The sequence below is a fragment of the Streptomyces sp. NRRL F-5755 genome, assembly GCF_001279365.1.
GTDB lineage: Bacteria > Actinomycetota > Actinomycetes > Streptomycetales > Streptomycetaceae > Streptomyces > Streptomyces rimosus.
Map to the genome: position 1 here is coordinate 58,716 of NZ_LGCW01000230.1, position 20,645 is coordinate 79,360.

General features: G+C 74.0%; 13 protein-coding genes. 2 read left to right on the forward strand and 11 right to left on the reverse strand.

Features of this window, described 5'->3' with window-relative positions:
- The first annotated feature begins 90 nt into the window (after positions 1-90).
- On the forward strand, positions 91-333 hold the full coding sequence (locus ADK86_RS19155; RefSeq protein WP_003984436.1) for a mycoredoxin: 243 nt from the start codon (positions 91-93) through the stop codon (positions 331-333).
- Between the two features lie 132 nt (positions 334-465).
- On the opposite strand, the gene ADK86_RS19160 is transcribed toward ADK86_RS19155, so the two are convergent.
- The 7 genes from ADK86_RS19160 to ADK86_RS19190 all read right to left on the reverse strand — a co-directional run bounded on the left by ADK86_RS19160 (position 466) and on the right by ADK86_RS19190 (position 12,767).
- Positions 466-1,569, reverse strand: a complete 1,104-nt coding sequence (locus tag ADK86_RS19160; protein WP_053697657.1) for a helix-turn-helix domain-containing protein — start codon at positions 1,567-1,569, stop codon at positions 466-468.
- 407 nt (positions 1,570-1,976) lie between these two features.
- Positions 1,977-2,912 carry an NAD(+) diphosphatase gene (gene nudC, locus ADK86_RS19165; RefSeq protein ID WP_030587310.1) on the reverse strand — a complete coding sequence of 312 codons (936 nt, stop codon included), beginning with the start codon at positions 2,910-2,912 and terminating at the stop codon, positions 1,977-1,979.
- On the reverse strand, positions 2,909-3,118 hold the full coding sequence (locus tag ADK86_RS19170; protein ID WP_159393888.1) for a hypothetical protein: 210 nt from the start codon (positions 3,116-3,118) through the stop codon (positions 2,909-2,911). Before ADK86_RS19170 ends, nudC begins: the two co-directional genes overlap by 4 nt.
- Positions 3,119-3,201: 83 nt before the next feature.
- On the reverse strand, positions 3,202-4,602 hold the full coding sequence (locus tag ADK86_RS19175) for a dipeptidase (protein ID WP_053697659.1): 1,401 nt from the start codon (positions 4,600-4,602) through the stop codon (positions 3,202-3,204).
- 56 nt (positions 4,603-4,658) lie between these two features.
- Positions 4,659-8,369, reverse strand: coding sequence for an ATP-dependent DNA helicase (locus ADK86_RS19180; protein ID WP_053697660.1), 3,711 nt, complete (start codon positions 8,367-8,369; stop codon positions 4,659-4,661).
- A 93-nt stretch (positions 8,370-8,462) separates the two neighbouring features.
- The gene (locus ADK86_RS19185) at positions 8,463-11,837 is read right to left on the reverse strand and encodes an ATP-dependent helicase (protein ID WP_078952114.1); all 3,375 of its coding nucleotides are present in this window, start codon (positions 11,835-11,837) and stop codon (positions 8,463-8,465) included.
- A 441-nt stretch (positions 11,838-12,278) separates the two neighbouring features.
- Positions 12,279-12,767, reverse strand: coding sequence for an MGMT family protein (locus ADK86_RS19190; RefSeq protein ID WP_420718864.1), 489 nt, complete (start codon positions 12,765-12,767; stop codon positions 12,279-12,281).
- A gap of 173 nt (positions 12,768-12,940) precedes the next feature.
- On the opposite strand from ADK86_RS19190, the gene ADK86_RS19195 reads away from it, so the two are divergent.
- A complete protein-coding gene (locus ADK86_RS19195) occupies positions 12,941-16,003 on the forward strand; it encodes a lysylphosphatidylglycerol synthase transmembrane domain-containing protein (protein WP_053697663.1) in 3,063 nt (1,020 codons plus the stop codon).
- A gap of 96 nt (positions 16,004-16,099) precedes the next feature.
- On the opposite strand, the gene moeZ is transcribed toward ADK86_RS19195, so the two are convergent.
- The 4 genes from moeZ to ADK86_RS19215 form a co-directional block, all read right to left on the reverse strand.
- Positions 16,100-17,278 carry an adenylyltransferase/sulfurtransferase MoeZ gene (moeZ, locus tag ADK86_RS19200; RefSeq protein ID WP_003984444.1) on the reverse strand — a complete coding sequence of 393 codons (1,179 nt, stop codon included), beginning with the start codon at positions 17,276-17,278 and terminating at the stop codon, positions 16,100-16,102.
- Positions 17,279-17,376: 98 nt separating this feature from the next.
- Positions 17,377-18,183, reverse strand: a complete 807-nt coding sequence (locus tag ADK86_RS19205; protein ID WP_030587294.1) for a spherulation-specific family 4 protein — start codon at positions 18,181-18,183, stop codon at positions 17,377-17,379.
- Entirely contained in the window at positions 18,171-19,148 is a 978-nt protein-coding gene (locus ADK86_RS19210; RefSeq protein WP_053697664.1) for an NAD-dependent epimerase/dehydratase family protein, read from the reverse strand. The genes ADK86_RS19205 and ADK86_RS19210 overlap by 13 nt, the downstream gene beginning before the upstream one ends.
- 330 nt (positions 19,149-19,478) lie before the next feature.
- Positions 19,479-20,645: hypothetical protein (locus ADK86_RS19215; RefSeq protein ID WP_234345929.1), on the reverse strand; the 1,167-nt coding region annotated here is incomplete at its 5' end.

Below are 20,645 nucleotides of genomic sequence, written 5' to 3' on the forward strand. Positions count from 1 at the left end.
GGAAGCGGTCCGGTACGGACGGGAATGGTCCCGGTCGGGCGGACGTTCCCCTACTGCAAACACGCCGAGCTTGAAGGAGCGCGAGGACCCATGGCGGGCACTGTGACGATGTACAGCACCACCTGGTGCGGCTACTGCCGCCGGCTGAAGAGCCAGATGGACCGCGAGGGAATCGCGTACACCGAGATCAACATCGAGCAGGACCCCGAGTCCGCCGCCTTCGTCGAAAAGGCCAACGGCGGCAACCAGACCGTCCCCACGGTCCTCTTCCCCGACGGCTCCACTCTGACGAACCCGTCCCTGGCCCAGGTCAAGCAGGCCCTGGGGGCCTGATCCCCGGGGCTCGGGCCGAGCCTCCGGTTACGCGGGCGGCCCCCGGATACACGGGCGAAGCCCCTGGCCACACGGACGGACCCCCCGGTCGTGGCGGCCGGGGGTTTCGTCGTGCCCGGACCGGCTTCCGCGTCAGGCCCTGACCTCCTCCATGAGCATCCGCAGCGTGAGCGAGTGCTTCGCGGGCGGCAGCCGGTCCAGGGCCGCCTCGGCGTAGGCCGTGCCCCCGGCGCGGTCGCCGGACCGGGCCAGCATCAGTCCCCGGTGCATCTCCAGGTGCGTCGCGAACCTCGGCAGGCTCGCCGGAAGCTCGCTGCGCGCCTGCTCCTGGGCCTCGACCGCCTTTTTCTCGTCCCCCACCCTGGCGAGCAGCAGGGACAGGAAGACGTTCATCCGCCACCAGGGGACCGCGTAGTCGGACGTCTGCTCGTGGCTACCGACACGGTCGAAGAGGCGACGGCCTTGGTCGGCGAGGTATTCGGCAGTCGCTCTGTCGCCACGGACAGCCGCCGCGTGGGCTTTCCCCATCACGGCGTTCACGAGCCCGAGAGACGGCTTGTCGGAGATGGCCATGGCCTGGTCCGCCAGTATGTCGGCGACGCCCAGGGAAGCGCCCTCGTACCCGAGGGCGATCGCGGCCCGACCGCGCACCCATACGCGGGCTCGTTCGTCACCTGACCGGTCGGCGGCCCTGGCGGCCATGCCGTACCACGAGACGGCCCTGGAGCCGTCCGAGCCGGGGAACGTCTTGGCGTACAAGGTCATGAGCCGCGCGGCCACCGACCACAGTCGGGGGTCGTCGAGCTGTTGTTGCACGACGACGAGTTCGCCGGCCACGCGGCGCTGGATGTCCGCGGCCCCCATCGACATGTAATCGGTGCCGTACGTGGCCAGTGTGGCTTCCCAGTGTTCCGCCGTCGGGCCGCCCCGCAGGCGCGCGGCGAACCCCGCGCTGAGCAGATCCGAAGCCACCACGGGAGCTATCGCGGTGGCGGCCACGTCACTGATGAAGGTACGCCGGTCCACTTCGCCCTCAAGGGTGGCCAGAGGAACGTCCAGGACGGCTGACAGGTGTCGGAGGTGATAGGCCCCCGGCGCGACCTTGGAACACTCCCAGCGGCTCACATACTCCCGGGTCAGCCCCGTACCGAACGCCTTGTTGATCTCCGACACCAAGCGTCCCTGGCTCCAGCCGCGGGCCTTGCGCAGATTTCTGACCAGATCCCCGATGGGCATGGGGCCATGATGCTCCTGCGCACCCGCTCCGGGAGAACAAAAGGGCAGGGCTCCGGAGCTTGCCCCTACGGATGCCACTGGGCGGGAGCCCCGTACGGACCGATCGTGTCGGCATGACAGAAAATCCGACGGACGGGTGCGAAGAGTGCGAGCTGCTGAAGGCCCTTGAAGCCGAAGGACGAAAAAGCCGGGACCAGTCGATGGAGGTGGACGCCCGGGTGCGGTATCGGCGGCATATGCGGGAGGCGCACCGGCGGGAGGTTCCGTTGCCGTCGTGAGGGGCGGGGACGCGGTTCCGCCGTGTCCGTTTCCCTGTGCGCTCTGTGTAGCCAAGGGCAGGCAGTAGGGAGGCAGCCGTCCGGCGGGGGAAACGGCCGGGGCCCGGCCAGGCCCCGGTCCCGTCGTCGTTACGGCTTCGGCAGCGGCTTTCCGTACCACATCTCGATCAGGCGGGCGGCGATGGAGATGCCGTACGGAGGGAGGACCTCGCCGGATTCGAAGGCGGCCTTCAGGTCTTCGCGGGAGAACCAGCGGGCCTCTTCGATCTCCTCGCCGTCGACCTGGATCTCGGAAGACGTGGCGCGGGCCATGAAGCCGAGCATCAGGCTGGAGGGGAACGGCCAGGGCTGGCTGGCGACGTATTCGACGTCGCCGACGACCACGCCCGCCTCTTCGTGGACCTCGCGGGCCACCGACTGCTCGATGGATTCGCCGGGCTCCACGAAGCCCGCCAGGGTGGAGAAGCGGCCTTCGGGCCAGTGGACCTGGCGGCCGAGCAGGGCGCGGTCCTCCTCGTCCGTGACGAGCATGATCACGGCGGGGTCGGTGCGCGGGTAGTGCTCGGCGCCGCAGGCGGGGCAGCGGCGGATGTGGCCCGCCGCGGCGATCACGGTGCGTTCGCCGCAGCGCGAGCAGAAGCGGTGCAGGCGCTGCCAGTTCTCCAGGGCGACGGCGTGGACGAGCAGGCCGGCGTCGCGCGGCGAGAGCAGCAGGCCCGCCTCGCGGAGGCCGGCGGGGCGCGCGGACTGGTCCATGCGGCCCGGCAGCGCGTCCTTCTGGAGCGCGAAGTAGCGCACGCCGTCCTCGTCGGTACCGAGGAAGTAGCGGTGGGTCTCGGTGAGCGGCGCCTCGAAGGAGGGCGTCATGACCAGTTCCGTACGCCCGTCCGGGGTGTCGTCGACGAGTGCCTGGCCGCCGGAGACCACGAAGACGCGCGTCGTCGGGTGGCTCCAGGCCGCCGCGAGCCATGCCTCGTCGAGGCGGTGGTGGGCGGCGCGGTCGATGCCGCTCGGCGCGCTGAAGGTGATCGGCCGGTCGGCGCTGTGGTCGGTCCAGGTGGTCACTGCGGTTTCCAACTCCCCCTATGGCGTGGGTGATTGCGGTGGTGGCCGTGCTTGCCGGGCGTGGCGGTCTTGCCGGGCGTGCCGTGCTCGCCCCGTACGGGCGCCGGGCGGGCGGCGGTACGGTCCGTGCGCATGGCGGTACGGCCGTACGGGCGGTCGTGGAAGCCGTACGGGCAGCCGTACAGCCGACGCGGCGGTACGGGCACGCCCCCGCACACACCCGCCGGCCCGGTCACGCGTCGCGCCGTCCGGGTCACGGGCACGGGCGCCGTCGCGGCGCGGTCACCGGTCAAGCCACGCGCCAGTTCTCCGCCAGGTCGCCCCACAGGTGCGCGGCGGTTTCGACGCCCTTCATCAGCAGGTCCAGTTCGACCTTCTCGTTCGGGGCGTGCCAGCCGTCCGAGGGGATGGATATGCCGAGGAAGAGGACCGGGACGCCGAGGACGTCCTGGAGGTCGGCGGCGGGACCCGAGCCGCCCTCGCGGGTGAAGCGGATCTTCTGGTTGAAGGCGCGGCCCATGGCCCGTACGACGGACTGGAGGGCGGGGTGGTCGAGCGGGGTCAGGCAGGGGCGGGTGGCACCCCAGAAGGTGATCTCGTGGCGGATGCCGTCGGGGAGGCGGGCGGCGACCCAGTCCCGTACGGACTGCTGGACGGCCGCCGCGTCCTGGCCCGCCACCAGGCGGAAGGACAGCTTCAGCTGCGCGGCGGACGGCACGATGGTCTTGCCGCCGGGGCCCTGATAGCCGCCGCCGATGCCGTTGACCTCGGCCGTCGGGCGGGCCCAGATGCGCTCCAGGGTGCTGTGCCCGGCCTCGCCGAGCGCGGCGTGGGAGTGGGCCGTGCGCAGCCAGCCGGCCTCGTCGAAGGGCAGCTCGGCGAAGAGCTCGCGCTCGCGGTCGGTCAGCTCCACGACGCCGTCGTAGAAGCCGGGGATCGCCACCCGGCGGTCCTCGTCGTGCAGGGCGGCGGCCAGGCGGGCGGCCTCGGTGGCGGGGTTGGGCACCGCGCCGCCGAAGGAGCCGGAGTGGATGTCCTGGTCGGGGCCGTACAGGTCGATCTGGCAGTCGGTGAGGCCGCGCATGCCCGTGCAGACGGTGGGGGTGTCCTTGGACCACATGCCGGTGTCGGAGACGATCACCGCGTCGCAGGCCAGGCGGTCGGCGTGCTTGGTGATCAGGGCCGGGAAGTTCGGGGAGCCGGACTCCTCCTCGCCCTCGATGAGGAGCTTGAGGTTGACGGCGGGCGCGGTGCGGCCGGTCGCGGCCAGGTGGGCGCGCACGCCGAGGGTGTGGAAGAACACCTGGCCCTTGTCGTCGGCGGCGCCGCGGGCGTACAGCTTGCCGTCGACGGTCTGCGGCTCGAACGGGTCGGTGTGCCAGCCGTCCTCGCGGGCGGCGGGCTGCACGTCGTGGTGGCCGTACACGAGGACGGTGGGGGCCGTCGGGTCCCCGGAGGGCCACTCGGCGAAGACCGCGGGAGCACCGTCCGTCTCCCAGATCTCGGCGGTCGGGAAGCCGGTCGCGGTGAGCCGGCCGGCCAGCCACTCGGCGCTGCGGCGCACGTCGCCGGCGCGCTCCGGGTCCGCGGACACGGAGGGGATGCGCAGCCAGGCGGCGAGATCGTCGAGGAATTCTTCGCGGTGGACGTTGATGTACGCGCGGACGGCGCTGTCCGAGGTGGTGCTCATGTGTCCGAGCCTATCCGGCGCGCGGGCGTGCTCCGCCGCCGGTCTCGTCGATCTTGTCACCTCCGGCCTCCTCCCCCTCCGTCCTCCTCGCCGGCGGCCCGGTCGTGCTCGCCGAGCAGGATGCGCTCCAGCCCGGCCCGGTCGGGCAGCCGCTGCGGACGGACGGTCTCGCCGCTGCGTACGTACAGGAACGCGGCGTCCACGGCGGACAGGGGCAGGCCGTGCTGCTCGGCCCAGGCCACCCGGTAGAGGGCCAGTTGCAGCGGGTCGGCGGTCTGTGCGTGGTGGGTCTTCCAGTCGATGATTTCGTACCGGTCGCCCTCCGGGCCGCGGGTGCGGTAGACGGCGTCGATACGGCCGCGCACCACCCGACCCGCGAGAGTGAGCTGTACGGGGACCTCGATGCGGTACGGGGTGCGCCGGGCGTACGGGGTGCGGGCGAACGCCTCCTTGAGGGCTTCGAGGTCGGCCTCGTCGGCGATCGGCTCCGCCTCCCCGGCGGCGTCCTGGGCGCGCGCCTCATGGCCGTACGCACCGCCCGGCAGCTCGTCCGGTCCGAGCACGGGCAGCGTCAGCTCCTCGAAGCGGGACTCGACCCAGGCGTGGAAGCGCGTACCGCGACGGGCGGCGGGGCGGGGCGGGTGCGGCATGGGCCGCGCCAGTTCCCGGGTGAAGCCGTCCGGATCGGCGGCCAGCCACAGGAGCTGCGAGGCGCTGAGCGAGGACGGCAGGGGCACGTCCCGGACGGTCGCACGGGCCCGGCGCAGCTCGTCGGCGAGCGCGTCGAGATCGCGGTCCCAGGAGGCGACGGTGCGGTGCTCCTCGGGGAGGAGGGCGGGTGTTTCAGGGCCGCGGTCCGGGGCCGCCCCGGGGCCGGGGACCGGCTCGGAGGCGTGCTGCGGCGGTGCTTCCGGGGCGGGGGCCTGGGCCGGTACATGGGCGCGCTTACGCGCGGGGCGCTCGGCGCTCCAGGCGTCCCAGTCGGCGAGGTCGTGCGCGGCCCCGGGCCCGTGGTCGTCCTCGACGGCATACGCGTCGGCTTCGCCGTAACCGTGGGCGCCGATGTCGCCGTACGGATCGTCCTCGGGCGGAGGCCACTCCGGGCTGCGGGCGGGCGGGGCCTGACCGGGCACCGTGGCATCCCCCGCCGCCGGATGCGGAGCATCGTGCGCGGCGGCCTCCTCCGCCCCGTCGGCCGCGGTCGCGTGCGGCGGCGCGCTGTCCGCGGCTGCCGTCATCCCGTCCAGATACGCGCGTACGGTCGCGGCAGCCGCGCGGCGGCGCTCCGTCGCCACGGCGTCGAGCGGCAGCGGCCACTCCAGCTCGGCTTCGGCCTCCTTGAGCGACGGGTTTTCCGCGCCTTCCTCGGGGGGCTCTGCCCACTCCTCGATCTCGCCGTGGCCCGCCTCGCAGTGCGCCCGCAGCGCCTCCAGGAAGGCGGACGGGCCGCGCGGCCGCTTCTGGTCGGGGCCCCACCAGTGGCCGGAGCCGAGCAGCAGGGAGCGCGGGCGGGTGAAGGTCACGTATCCGAGGCGCAGTTCCTCGACCGACTGGTGCTCCTTCATCGCCTCCTTGAAGGACTTCACGCCGCGGCTGCTCCAGTCGTCCACGTCCGGCAGCGTCGCGGCGTCGCCACGGAGGGCGTGCGGGAGGACCTTGGGCTGGGTGAGCCAGGAGTCGCGGGGCTGCTCGCTGGGGAACTGCTTGCCGACCAGGCCGGGGACGGCGACCACGTCCCATTCCAGGCCCTTGGACTTGTGGGCGGTGAGCACCTTGACCGTGTTCTCGCCGCCCGGCAGGGAGCTGTCCAGACCCTTTTCGTGCTGGACGGCCGTGCGCAGGAAGCCCAGGAAGGCCGGCAGCGTCGCGTCGCCGTCCAGGGCGGCGCCGCCCTGCTTGGCGGCGAACCCGGCCGCGATGTCCAGGAACGTGCTCAGGGTCTCCCGGCGGCGGGCCGCCAGCGCGCGCGGGGACGCGGACAGCTCGACCTCCAGGCCGGTGACGGTCAGCACCCGGTGCAGTACGTCCATCAGCGGGTCCCCCAGCGAGCGCCGCAGCTCGCGCAGTTCGCGCGCCAGGTAGGCGAAGCGGACGCGGGCCTCGGGGGAGAACGGCAGGCCGTCGTCGTGGCCGTCCGACTCCAGGAACGTGTCGAGCGCGTCGGCGAGCGAGATCGTCTCGGCCGGGTCCACGCCCTCCACGGCCTCGGCCAGGCGGCGTTCGGGGTCCCCGGACTGGCCGTCCCGGTGGACGAGCAGCCGCGCGCGGCGGCCCAGGAGGGCCAGGTCGCGGGGGCCGATCCGCCAGCGCGGGCCGATCAGGAGCCGTACCAGGGCGGCGCTGGCCGTGGGGTCCTGGAGGACCTCGCACACCGCCACCAGGTCGGCGATCTCCGGCAGGTGCAGCAGTCCGGACAGGCCCACGACCTCCACCGGGATCTCCCGCGCGACCAGCTCGCCCTGGATACGGGCGAAGTCGCCGGCCGTACGGCACAGGACGGCGATCTCGCCGGGCGGGGTGCCCGTGCCGACCAGGTGGGCGATGCGGTCGGCGAGCCAGGTCATCTCCTCCGCGTGGGTGGGCAGCAACGCGCAGCGCACCACGCCGTCGCGCTCCGCGCCCGGCGCCGGGCGCAGCGCCTCGACGCCTTCGTGCATGCCGCGCAGCGGCTCGGCGAGGCCGTTGGCCAGGTCGAGGAGGCGGCCGCCGCTGCGGCGGTTCTGGCTGAGGGCGGCGCGGCGGGCCGGGGTGCCGTCCTCGAAGGGGAAGTGGGCGGGGAAGTCGTCCAGGTTGGCGACGGAGGCGCCGCGCCATCCGTAGATGGCCTGGCAGGGATCGCCGACGGCGGTCACGGCATGGCCCGTGCCGCCGCCGAACAGGCCGGACAGCATGATCCGCTGGGCCACGGAGGTGTCCTGGTACTCGTCCAGGAGGACGACCCTGAACTCCTCGCGCAGCAGCGCGCCCACCTCGGGGCGGGTGGTCGCGAGCGTCGCCGACAGGGCGATCTGGTCGCCGAAGTCCAGCAGCTCGCGCCGCCGCTTCTGGTCCCGGTACGACTCGACCAGCTCCAGCAGCTCCAGGCGGCCGCGGGCCGTCTCGGGCACCTTGCGCAGGTCGGCGTTGGAGAGCTTGACCTTCTCCAGAGCGGCCAGCAGCTCGGTGTCGTACGCGCGCAGCCGCTCCGGCTCGACCAGATGCTCGGCCAGCTCGCCGTCGAGCGCGAGCAGGTCCTCCACAAGGGTGGGCAGCGACTTGGTGAGCGCCGGATACGGGCCCGGCGCGGTGCGCAGCACCCGGGCGGCCAGCTGGAAGCGCGTCGCGTCGGCGAGCAGGCGGGCACTGGGCTCCAGGCCGATGCGCAGGCCGTGGTCCTTGAGGAGCTGGCCCGCGAAGGAGTGGTACGTCGAGATGCGGGGCTCACCGGGGACGCTGTCGGCCGGGCCGCCGGCCCCCGGGGACGGGACGCCGAACGGGTCGGCCGGCTCCGTCACCCCCGCCGCCGCCAGGGCCTTGCGGACGCGCTCGGCCAGCTCGCCCGCCGCCTTGTTCGTGAACGTCAGCCCGAGCACCTGCTCCGGGGCGACCTGGCCCGTGCCGACCAGCCACACCACGCGCGCGGCCATGACCGTGGTCTTGCCGGAACCGGCACCGGCCACGATGACCTGCGGGGCGGGCGGTGCGGTGATGCAGGCCGTCTGCTCCGGGGTGAACGGGATGCCGAGGAGCTCCTTGAGCTGCTCGGGGTCGGTGATACGCGCTGACACATCCGAGACCGTATCGGCCCCCACTGACAATCGCGGCAAAACCCAGCTGAGCGGGCCGGTGGGGCGCGGGGAGACCGGTGTCGCCCCACGGCGTCACTCCACCACGTGCTGTCCCTCCGGCAGTGCCGAGCAGGAGTTGCGGAACGTGCAATGGGTGCAGTGCTGGCCCGTGGTGGGCGTGAAGCGCTCCTCCAGTACGCGCCCGGCGGCGGTGGCCAGCAGCTCCCCCACCCACTCGCCGTCGATCGGTCCCTGCGCCTGCACGGCGGGCAGCGCGTCCCCGCCCTCCTTCTGGGGCGCGCCCAGCCGCAGGTGGACGAGTTCCGCGCCGCCCGGCTCCGGCCGCCGCCCCTCGAAGGCGGCGTCCACCGCGCCCTCCCGTACCGCGAGCTGGTACACCGCGAGCTGCGGGTGGCGGGCGACCTCCGGGCCGGTCGGCTTCTGCTTGCCGGTCTTGAAGTCGACGACGTACGCGCGGCCCTCCGCGTCCCGCTCGACGCGGTCCATGCTCCCCCGGATGCGGACCGCGTACTCACCCGCTTCGAGGGTGACGTCGAAGCCGTGCTCGGTCGCGACGGTCTCGCGGCCCAGCGTGGCGCGCTCCATCACGTGCCAGCGCAGGAAGCGCTCCAGGGCGGCGCGCGCGTTGTCCTTCTCCTGCCGCGACTTCCAGGGCGCGTCGAAGGCGAGCGCGTCCCAGACCGAGTCCAGGCGCTCCATCAGGACGGACAGGTCGGCGGGCGTACGGCCGGAGGCGACCTCGTCGGCGAGTACGTGGACGACGTTGCCGAAGCCCTGGGCGGCGGTCGCGGGGGTGTCCGCCTTCACCTCGCGCCCGAGGAACCACTGAAGCGCGCAGGTGTTGGCGAGCTGGTCCAGCGCGCTGCCGGAGAGCGTCACGGGACGGTCGCGGTCGCGCAGCGGCACGGCGCTGTGCGTCGGCTCGTACAGGCCCCACCACTGGTCGGGGTGGGCGGCCGGCATCAGCGGCTGGCCGTCGTCGTCGCGCAGCGCGGCCAGCTTCGCCAGGCGCTGCGCCGCAGCCTCGCGCAGCGCCGGAGTGGCCTGCGGGTCCACGGTGGTGGCCCGCAGCTCGGCGACCAGCGCGGCGACCGACAGCGGGCGGCGGGGGCGCCCGGTGACGTCCCGCGGTTCCACGCCCAGCTCGGTCAGGAAGCGGGACGGCTGGTCGCCGTCGTCGGACGCGGCCTTGACGGCGGTGACCACCAGGCGGTCGCGGGCGCGGGTCGCCGCCACGTAGAACAGCCGGCGCTCCTCGGTGAGCAGCGCGCCCGGAGGCAGCGGTTCGGCCAGCCCGTCCCGGCCGATCCGGTCCGCCTCCAGGAGAGAACCACGGCGGCGCAGGTCCGGCCAGAGCCCTTCCTGTACGCCCGCGACGACCACGAGGCGCCACTCCAGGCCCTTGGAGCGGTGCGCGGTCATCAGGCGCACGGCGTCGGGGCGCACGGTCCGGCGGGTCAGGGTGTCGGCGGCGATGTCCTGGGCGTCCAGCTCCTCCAGGAAGTTGAGCGCGCCCCGGCCGCCGGTACGGGCCTCCGCGCGGGCGGCGGTCTCGAACAGCGCCACCACGGCGTCCAGGTCACGGTCGGCGTTGCGGGCCGCCGCGCCGCCGCGCCGGGCGGTCCGCTCCAGCCGCTGCGACCAGGTGGGCGTGCCGTCCCACAGCGTCCACAGGGCTTCCTCGGCGGTGCCGCCGGCGGCCAGCAGGTCGCGGGTGGTGCGCAGCAGCTCGCCGAGGTGCCGGGCGCCCCGCGCGTACGCCGGATCGTGCGCGACCAGGCGCTCCGGCTCGGCGAGCGCCCGCGCGATCAGTTCGTCGGAGGGCGGCGGTACGTCGTGTCCGGCCGCCCGCTCCTCCTCGCGCAGCGCCCGGCCCAGGCGGCGCAGATCGGCGGCGTCCATCCCGCCGAGGGGGGAGGTGAGCAGTTCTATGGCCGTCTCGGTGGAGAGCCCGTACGCCGCCTCGGTGGGCCCGCCGGCCGGTACGGGGGCGTCGTCGGCAGGAGCCTCGTCGGCAGGGGCGCCAGCAACGGGGGCCTCATCGGCGGGCGCGGGCGCCGCCGAAGTCACCGCCGAAGCCGCCACCCGCAGCGCCGTGAGCAGCGGCGCCACCGCCGGTTCCCGGCGCAGCGGCAGCTCGTCGCCGTCGATCTCCAGGGGGACGCCGGCCGAGGTCAGCGCCCGGCGCACGCCGGGGATGGAGCGGGCGCCGGCGCGTACGAGGACGGCCATGTCACGCCACGGCACACCGTCCTCCAGGTGCGCGCGGCGCAGGATGTCGGCGATGTTGTCCAGCTCGGCGCCCGGCGTCGGATACGTGTAGACCTCGACGCGGCCCCCGTCCCGTACGGCCGTGAGGTCGCGGTGCTCCCGTACCTTCCGGGCGGGCAGGCGGGTCAGCGGCATACGGGACGTGAGCCGCCGGGTGGCCGCCAGGACCGCCGCGCCCGAACGGCGGGAGGTGCCGAGGACCTCCACGGGGGCCGGATCGCCACTCGTACGAGGGAACATCAGCGGGAAGTCGAGGATGCCGTTGACGTCGGCGCCGCGGAACGCGTAGATCGACTGGTCCGGGTCGCCGAAGGCCACGAGCGTACGGCCGCCGCCGGCCAGCGCGCGCAGCAGCCGTATCTGCGAGGCGTCCGTGTCCTGGTACTCGTCCACGAACACCGCGTCGTAGCGCGCTGCCAGCTCCGCGGCGACCTCGTCGCGCTCTGCGAGCAGCACCGCCCGGTGCACCAGCTCGGCGTAGTCGAGCACGCCCTGCGCGTCCAGGACGTCCAGGTATTCGGCGAGGAAGGCCGCGGCCGCGCCCCAGTCGGGCCGCCCGGTGCGCCGCGCGAAGTCGGCAAGCGCTTCCGGGCCCAGTCCCAGTTCGCGGCTGCGCGCGAGCACCGCGCGCACCTCGTCGGCGAAGCCGCGCGTCGTCAGGCAGGCCCGCAGCTCGTCCGGCCAGCGCACCCTGGCCCGCCCGGCGGCCGCCAGCCCGGCCTGCCCTTCGAGCAGCTCGCGCACCACGAGGTCCTGCTCGGGGCCGGACAGCAGGCGCAGCGGGTCGGCGAACAGGTCGGCGTCCTGGTGGGCCCGTACGAGCGCGTAGCAGTACGAGTGAAAGGTGGTGGCCTGCGGGGCGGCGGCGCTGCCCAGGCGCGCGGCGATCCGGTCCCGCAGTTCGACGGCGGCCTTGCGGCTGAAGGTCAGCACGAGCAGCCGCTCGGGGTCGGCGCCGTCCCGTACCCGCCGGGCGACCGCCTCCACAAGGGTCGTGGTCTTGCCCGTACCGGGGCCCGCGAGCACCAGCAGCGGCCCGGCGCGGTGGTCAACCACAGCGCGCTGACGTGCGTCCAAAGCAGGAGGGTCCGCCGGTCCCGGCCGGGTACGCACCAGTCGGTACGCGCCGGGGGCATCCCGGCGCGCCGCTCGCCGGCGCGGCTGCGCGGACGGCACGGCCGAGGCCGAGAAGGAGGAACTCACGTGGATCGCCGGTCCTGGGAGGAGGTGCTGGTCGTGGTGCGCACTGCGGTGCGGCGCCGGCCGGTGCGGCCACCGCGCCGGTCGCCGGGCGGCGGGGCGGTGGTGCGGGCCGTGCCCGACGCTACGCCAGGCGGCGCACGAGCCGCAGCGCGTCCCACGACGGTACCCGGGGCAGGGGCCCGGGTGCGGAGGTCCGTGCCGGACGGGCCCGGCCGGAAGGCGGCGCCGCGGCGGCCGGGCGTGCCGGACATGCCGGACATGCCGCACGGACGGACCGGAACCGCCGCGCTCTACGGAGCGACCGGTGCGCACTTGGCCGGCACCCGGTCGGCCGGTACGCGCTCGGCCGTGACGGCGGGCAGGCTGCGGGCCGGACCCGCCGGGAGGTCCGCCCCGGATCAGCCGCTCATCGCCTCAGTCCCTGCTCACCGGATCGCTGCCGTCCCAGCGGGCCCGCCGCAGGTCGAGGCGCGGTACGTGGCCCTCGGCCGACCGGCCGGCCTCCCGCAGCGGGGTGCCCTCCTCTCTGTAGTGCGCCATCGCGCGCAGCTCGCCGCCGGGCAGCAGGCGGCCGTCGGCACGCACGACGCGCCACCACGGCACGGCGCCTCCGTACAGGGCCATCACCCGGCCGACCTGGCGCGGGCCGCCCACCCGCCACCCCGGGTCGTCCTCACGGCACCCTTCGGGCGGGTCCTCCCCCGCGAGCCACTCGGCGATGTCGCCGTACGTCATCACGCGGCCGGGCGGGATCAGCTCGGCGACTCCCAGTACGCGTTCCGCGTACACGGGGATCTCCGATCCGCCGGGGTCCGGTGGGCCGCCGCCCTCCTCGCACACCCCGTCACCGCCGTGTCCACCGGGCCCGCCGGGCCCGTGCGGCCCTCCCGTTTTCCCACTCATTCGGCCCATCCTGCACCACGCCACCGACAGTCACCCGTGGCCTGCGCGGTTGCCCGCCGACGGCGTGCGCGGGCGGGCGCGGCGGCGTATGTTCCGTTTCCCGGCCCTTCGAAATGCACCCTGATGCCCCCCGCCTCCCCGCGGCCATGCCACCATCTTCCGGGCGGTGACTGGTGATACGAGATCAAGAAGAGACGGCCGAACAGCAGGGTGCGGTGCCTCCGCGGGAGGCCGGCACCCCTGAGGCGCTGTCCACCGCCACCCCCGGCCGGGGGGACGGGACATCACGGGGGAAGCCGTCACAGGCTTCCGCGACCGAAAAGGCGAGCACGATCGAGAAGGCCGGAAGAGCCGACGAGTCCGCGAGTCCGGAGGGGCCGGATCAGCCCCGCCGGGCCGACACGGCGACCGCTTCCAGCGAAGCGGAGGGCGCGGCAGAAGAGGAACGCACGGCCGGCCGGACCGGAGGGGCCGGACCGCCCGCACCATCGGGGGCGACCGGCACATCCCACCGGAAGAAGTCCGCACCGGACCGGCCGAAGACGGACAAGACCGCGCCCGACAAGCCAAAGTCGGAGAAAACAGAGAAGGCGGACCGCACCGCCCCACCCTCCGACCGCGTCGGCAGCGAGTTCCACGTGGACCAGGTCTCCCGTGACGAGCCGCTGCTCCCCGCCCGGGTGCACCGGCCCTCCGACCTGATGCGTCTGCTGCTGGGCATCGTCGGCATCGCGCTGGTGCTGCTGCTGGCCACCTTTGCGCACGGCACGACCCAGGGCCTCCAGCGCGACATCGGCGAGGGCGCCGGGCTGGCGCCGCGGCTGCTGATCAACTTCGCCGGGCTGGCGTCGAGCGTGGCCGTACTGATCGTGCCGGTGGCGTTCGCCGTGGAACGGCTGATCAAACGCGACGGGCTGCGGATCGCGGACGGCGTGCTGGCGGCGGTCCTCGCGCACGGTGTCTCGCTGGCCACCGATCTGTGGGTGGCCGAGGCGGCCCCGGAGTCCATCCGGGTCGCGCTGACCCAGCCGCTGGCCAACGGCGGACTGACCGCGCCGGTGCACAGCTATCTCGCGCCGGTCATCGCGTACATGACAGCAGTGGGCATGTCACGGCGCCCCCGATGGCGGGTGGCGATGTGGTGCGTCCTGCTGCTGGACGCCTTCGCCGTGCTCGTCGGCCGCTACACGACCCCGTTCGCCATCGTCACCACCATCCTCATCGGCTGGACGGTGGCCTTCGGGACGCTGTACGCGGTCGGCTCCCCCAATGTGCGCCCCACCGGGCAGAACCTCCTGGCCGGCCTGCGCCGGGTCGGCTTCCACCCGGTCAGCGCGGTACGCGCGGAGGACATCGGCAACCCCGAGCACCCGGAGCACGCCGACCGGGGCCGCCGCTACATCGTCACCCTGGAGGACGGCCCGCCCATCGACGTCACCGTCGTGGACCGCGAGCGGCAGGCCCAGGGGTTCTTCTACCGGGTGTGGCGCCGGCTGTCGCTGCGCGGCATCAACCAGCGCCGCAGCCTCCAGTCGCTGCGCCAGGCGCTGGAACAGGAGGCGCTGCTGGCGTACGCGGCCATCGCGGCCGGCGCCAGCGCCCCCAAGCTGATCGCCACCTCCGAGCTGGGCCCGGACGCCGTGATGCTCGTGTACGAGCACATCGACGGCCGGCCGCTGGACGCGCTGCCCGACGAGGAGATCACCGACGAGCTGATGCGCAACGCCTGGCGGCAGGTGGCGGCGCTCCAGTCGCGGCGCATCGCGCACCGCCGCCTGGTGGGTGACGCCCTCTTGGTGGATCGTTCCGGCAGCATCATCCTGACCGATCTGCGCGGCGGCGAGATCGCGGCGGGCGACCTGGTCCTGCGGATGGACATCGCGCAGCTGCTGACCACGTTCGCGCTGCGGACCGGCGCCGAGCGGGCGGTGGCCGCGGCCGTCGACGTACTCGACCCGGACGCGGTGGCCGACAGCCTGCCGCTGCTCCAGCCGATCGCCCTCAGCCGCACCACCCGGTCCACGCTGCGGCAGCTGGCCCGCGAGCGCTCCGCGCGGGAACGCGAGGCGGTCCTGGAGGCGTCGCGCGCCGCCAAGGAACGCAAGGCTGCCGAGGCGGCCCGGCGGGGCGGCGCACACACACAGGAGCAGCCGGCCAACCGCAAGGTGGCGCGCGCCGAGAAGAGCGCCGAGAAGCGGGCGGTCGACGAGGCGCTGGAGGAGGCCCGCGAGGAGGACCTGCTCTCGCAGATCCGCCAGCAGGTGCTGCTGATCCGGCCGACGGCACCCGTCGAGCCGGCCCGTCTGGAGCGCATCCGGCCACGCACCCTCGTCACCTGGATCGCCGGCGTCTTCGCCGCGTACTTCCTGTTCTCGCAGATCACCCACGCCAAGTTCGGCGAGGTGGTCGGCGAGGCCCAGTGGCTGTGGGTGGTGGCGGCGCTGGCCTTCTCGGCGCTGACCTACCCGGCGGCGGCGATGAGCCTGCTCGGCTTCGTACCCGAGAAGGTGTCCTTCCTGCGGACGGTGATCGCGCAGGTGGCGGGCAACTTCGTCAAGCTGGTCGCGCCCGCCGCGGTGGGCGGCGTGGCGCTGAACACCCGCTTCCTCCAGCGCTCGGGCATCCGGCCCGGTCTCGCGGTGGCGAGCGTGGGCGCGTCCCAGCTGTTCGGCCTGGGCTGCCACATCCTGCTGCTGCTGACCTTCGGCTACCTGACCGGCACCGAGCGCACGCCGTCGCTCTCGCCGTCCCGCGCGGTGATCGCGGGCCTGCTGACGGCGGCCGTGCTGGTGCTCGTGGTGACCGCGGTGCCGGGGCTGCGCAAGTTCATCGGCACACGCGTACGGTCACTGTTCGCGGGCGTGGTGCCGCGCATGCTGGACGTGCTCCAGCGCCCGAAGAAGCTGGTGGTCGGCATCAGCGGCACACTGCTGCTCACGGCGGCGAACGTGCTGTGCCTGGACGCGTCGATCCGCGCGTTCGGCGGGGGCGGACAGCTCAGCTACGCGGCCATCGCGGTGGTGTTCCTCGCCGGCAACGCGGTGGGCTCCGCGGCGCCCACTCCTGGTGGTGTGGCGGCCATCGAGGGCGCGCTGACCACGACACTCACGCTGGCCGGGCTCACCACGGACATCGCGTTCCCCGCGGTTCTGCTGTTCCGGCTGATGACCTTCTGGCTGCCGGTGCTGCCGGGCTGGATCTCGTTCACGCAGCTGACGCGTAAGGGACAGATCTGACGGCGTACGGCACGGGCACGCACGCCGGGCGCACACGACGAGGGCCCGCACACCAGCCGGTGTGCGGGCCCTTTCGTACGCCGTGCGGAGCGCCGGTCAGTACACCGGCTTCTCCGGCTCGACCGTGTTCACCCAGCCGATCACGCCGCCGCCCACGTGGACCGCGTCCGCGAAGCCGGCGGACTTCAGGACGGCGAGGACCTCGGCGGAGCGGACGCCGGTCTTGCAGTGCAGGACGATCTTCTTGTCCTGTGGGAGGTCCTGGAGGGCGGTGCCCATCAGGAACTCGTTCTTCGGGATCAGCTTGGCGCCGGGGATCGAGACGATCTCGTACTCGTTCGGCTCCCGGACGTCGATGATCTCGATCTTCTCGTCCGTGTCGATCCACTCCTTGAGCTGCTGCGGAGTGATCGTGGAACCGGCCGCCGCCTCCTGGGCCTCCTCGGAGACGACGCCGCAGAACGCCTCGTAGTCGATGAGCTCGGTGACGGTCGGGTTCTCGCCGCAGACCGCGCACTCGGGGTCCTTGCGCACCTTGACCTGGCGGTACGTCATCTCCAGCGCGTCGTAGATCATCAGGCGGCCGACCAGCGGCTCACCGATGCCGGCCAGCAGCTTGATCGCCTCGTTGACCTGGATGGAGCCGATGGACGCGCACAGCACGCCCAGGACGCCACCCTCGGCGCAGGAGGGGACCATGCCGGGCGGCGGGGGCTCCGGGTACAGGCAGCGGTAGCAGGGGCCGTGCTCGCTCCAGAACACCGACGCCTGGCCGTCGAACCGGTAGATCGAGCCCCAGACGTACGGCTTGTTCAGCAGCACGCAGGCGTCGTTGACCAGGTAGCGGGTGGCGAAGTTGTCCGTGCCGTCGACGATCAGGTCGTACTGGGCGAACAGCTCCATGACGTTGGTGGAGTCGAGGCGCTCTTCGTGCAGGTTGACCGTGACGTACGGGTTGATGCCCAGCACCGTGTCCTTGGCGGAGGCGGCCTTGGAGCGGCCGATGTCCGCCTGGCTGTGGATGATCTGGCGCTGGAGGTTGGACTCGTCGACCTCGTCGAACTCCACGATGCCGAGGGTCCCGACGCCCGCCGCGGCCAGGTACATCAGCGCGGGCGAGCCCAGGCCGCCGGCGCCGACACACAGCACCTTGGCGTTCTTCAGCCGCTTCTGCCCGTCCATCCCGACATCCGGGATGATCAGGTGGCGGGAGTACCTGCGGACCTCGTCGACGGTGAGCTCCTCGGCGGGCTCGACCAGGGGTGGCAGCGACACGGGGACTCCGTTGGTCGGTTCTCGATGGGCGACCCCCCGCTCGGGGCGGGCCCGGAGCGGGGGACGGTGGTCTTTCCGTAACACTGCCACGCCCTTCTTCATTCCGAGACACCAGGTCCGATACGCGAGACGAATTCGTCCCAGTAGCCGGGCAGCGACTCCCAGGCGCCGCCGCCGTGGTCGGGCCGGTCGGTGAAGTAGACCGTTCCGGCGCCCTGCCAGCGGGCGATGCGCAGGGCTTCTTCCAGGTGCGTACGGGGAACGCCGTGCACCAGGTGGCAGAAGCGCCCGGCCGGGTATGCGGCGGTCCACTCGGCCACTTGCGACCAGCGGTAGTCGGACCAGCGCCCGGCGAAGGTGACGAGCTGGTCGGCGGCGTCCGCGTAACCGGGGTGCGGGTGACGGCCGTGCCCGGTGACCAGGTGCGCGCCGTCCCTCAGGGCGCGCAACGTGGTGGTCAGACGCCGGGTCTCGGACAGCTGTGTCCGCTCTGTGGGACAGCGGTCCAGATAGAAGCCGTCGACCTTGTACCAGTCCAGGAAGCGGTGCGCGTCGGAGACCAGCTCCCCGAAGGGACGGGCCCCGTGCTCCAGGTCGAGGTAACCCAGCAGCCGGGCGCCCGCGTCCCGCAACTGGGCGGTGGCGGGCAGACAGTACGGGTCGGGCCGGGCCCCAGGACCCCGGGCGACGTTGAGCACCACCCAGTGCAACGCCGCCGCGGCGCCCTGCGGACCCGGCGCCCGGCCTGCTCCCCCGGTGCAGGCCAGGCCCCTGGAGAGCCGCAGCAGTTCGGCCCACTCCGTGGGTGCCATCAGCGGATGGGCGAACCCGGGGACGCCGACGCCCAGCGGCGCGGCACCGGTCGCGGCGCACCCGCTGTCCACCGGAGTCGTCAGATACGGCATGCGGCCTCCATCCAGATGTCGGCGAGGGACTCCTCCAGCCCGATCCGGGGCCGCCACCCCAGGCGGTCGCGGGCGGTGCGCACGTCCGCCTGCTGCCAGCTCCCGCACCCGTCCGGATAGGGGTACGCGGGGGGGATGGTGCCGTGTTCAGATGTCGGCCCCGGAATCGCGAGGCGGGCCGCGGCGGGGCCGCCGCCCGGATAGCCGGGCGGGGTGTCCAGTTCGTGGAGCGAGCCGCCGAACCCGGCGACGCGGGCGAGCAGCGCGGCGGCCTCGCGCAGCCGTACGGCGTGCCCCGTGCCGATGTTGACCACGCCCTGCGCGGCGGAGAGCGAGGCGGCGTGCACGGCCCGCGCCACGTCCCGTACGTCCACGAAGTCGCGCTGTACGCCCAAGCCGCCCAGCTTCAGTTCGGTGTCGCCGGCCTGCATCGCGCGCCGCATCGCCTCCGCGAGCCGGCCCAGCGGCGAGCCCGCCGGGGTCCCGGGGCCGACCGGCGAGAAGACCCGCAGCACGACGGCGTCCAGGCCGGAGCCGAGGACCAGTTCGGTGGCGGCGAGCTTGCTGACGCCGTACGGGCCGCCGGGGCGCGGGACGGCGTCCTCGGCGGTCGAGGAGCCGGGCTGCGAGGGCCCGTACTCGGAGGCGCAGCCCAGGTGCACGAGCCGGGCGCCGCAGCTGCTGCGCCGCAGCGACTCGCAGACGGTGGCGACCGCGACGGTGTTGTGCCGGGTCAGGTCGCGCGCGCCGCCCCGGGTGGTGCCCGCGCAGTTGATCACTACGCCGGGGTGGACGGCGTCCAGGAAGCGGGTGAGCGCTCCCGGGCTGCCGGAGGCCAGGTCGAAGCGGACGTCCGCGTCGTCGCCGCGCCCGAGGGCGGTCAGCTGGACGGCGGGGTCGGCGAGCAGCCGGTCGGCGACATAGCGCCCGAGGTACCCGTTGGCACCGATGAGCAGCACCCTCATCGCGCGACCCCCCGGTCCCGGTGTGCTTCGGTGGGCTGGACGTTCATGATCTCGTTCTCCTCGTGCAGGGAGTTGGGGGACGTGGTACGGCAGGGGCGGCCACCACCACATCGGGGGCCGGGAAGTGGCGGCGTGCACCGCGTGGACGGCGGCGGAGGTCCGTACGGGGACGGCCGGCGCAACGGGAGTGCGGCAGGCGTCCTGCCGGCGCCCGCGCGCCCGCCGGGGGTACCGGCGTGCGCGCAGACGGTGATGGCACGCGCGCCGGGGGTGGTGGCGTGCGCGCCGGTGGAAGTGGCGTGCGTAACGCGGGTGGTGAAGTGCGTGGGGTCATGGCCGGTCCGCCTCCGCCGGTGGGGCGGCGGGGGCCGCGACGGGGTCGGGAGCGTGCGCCGAGGCGCCGGTCAGGGCGCGCAGCGCGTACAGCAGCAGGCCGGCGGCGGGCAACGCGCAGGCCACGGCCGGTACGGCGGACGGGCCGAGGAGGGCGACGGCGGTCTCGACCGGCTTGCCGAGCGGCGCCAGACCCGGCAGCCGGGCGGCCGGTACGGAGGCCAGGGCGGCGGCCTCCAGCGCGACGGCAGCGGCCGGTCCCGCGGCGGCCGCGGCGGGGAAGCCGTGCCGGGCGAGCAGCCGCGCCAGGAAGAGCAGGAGGCCGAGGGCCGTGGCGGCGGCAACCGGCCCCGCTCCCCCGTCGCCGACGGCGGCGGCCGACAGGGCGACCAGCGCGGCGACTTGCATGGTCATGGCGACCAGCAGCAGCGGGCGCACGCGTGAGCCGAAGGCGGCCAGGCACCGGCTGCCCGCCAGTCCGCGCCGCGCGCGGGCCGCGAACCAGTGCGCACACCAGGCGGCGGGCACGACGGCACACGTCAGGGCCAGGACGGCGCCGGTGGCGAACTGCGGCCGTACGTAAGGGAGGCCGGGGCCACCGGCCAGCAGCAGCCGCAACAGCCAGTCGCCGCACAGCGCGTATCCGGCCAGCCAGCAGGTCCACAGACCGGCGGCGCGCGCGGACGGATAGCGTGCGCGCAGCGGGCCGTGTCGGACGCACAGGCGCAGGGCCAGGAGGACCAGGCAGGCTCCGGCCGCTCCGACGACCGCCTGGGCGAGATGAGCTGACGGGACGTCAACCCAGTCCGTGGGTACGGGAGTGGGCGCGTGGGCGGCTGCGGCGACGGCGGCCACGGTCGCTGCGCACAAGGCGCCGGGCAGCAGATGCAGCACCGCGCGGACGCCCCGCCCGCGCCGTACGGGCTCGGACCCGGGCGCGTCGGGCGGCGTCTCGGCGCGCGGGACCCGGGCGTACAGCTCCTCGGCCAGCGAGAAGACGTCGCGGTGACGGAAGCGGGCCGCCGTGCGGTCGGTGACGCCGTCCGCCTCCAGACCGGCGGCGATCTCCATCGGATCGACGGCGTGCTCGCACAGCGTCCGGTGCCGGTGCATCAGCGTCTTCACGGGGTCGGCGGGGCCGCGGCGGGTGGGGGTGTCCGGTGG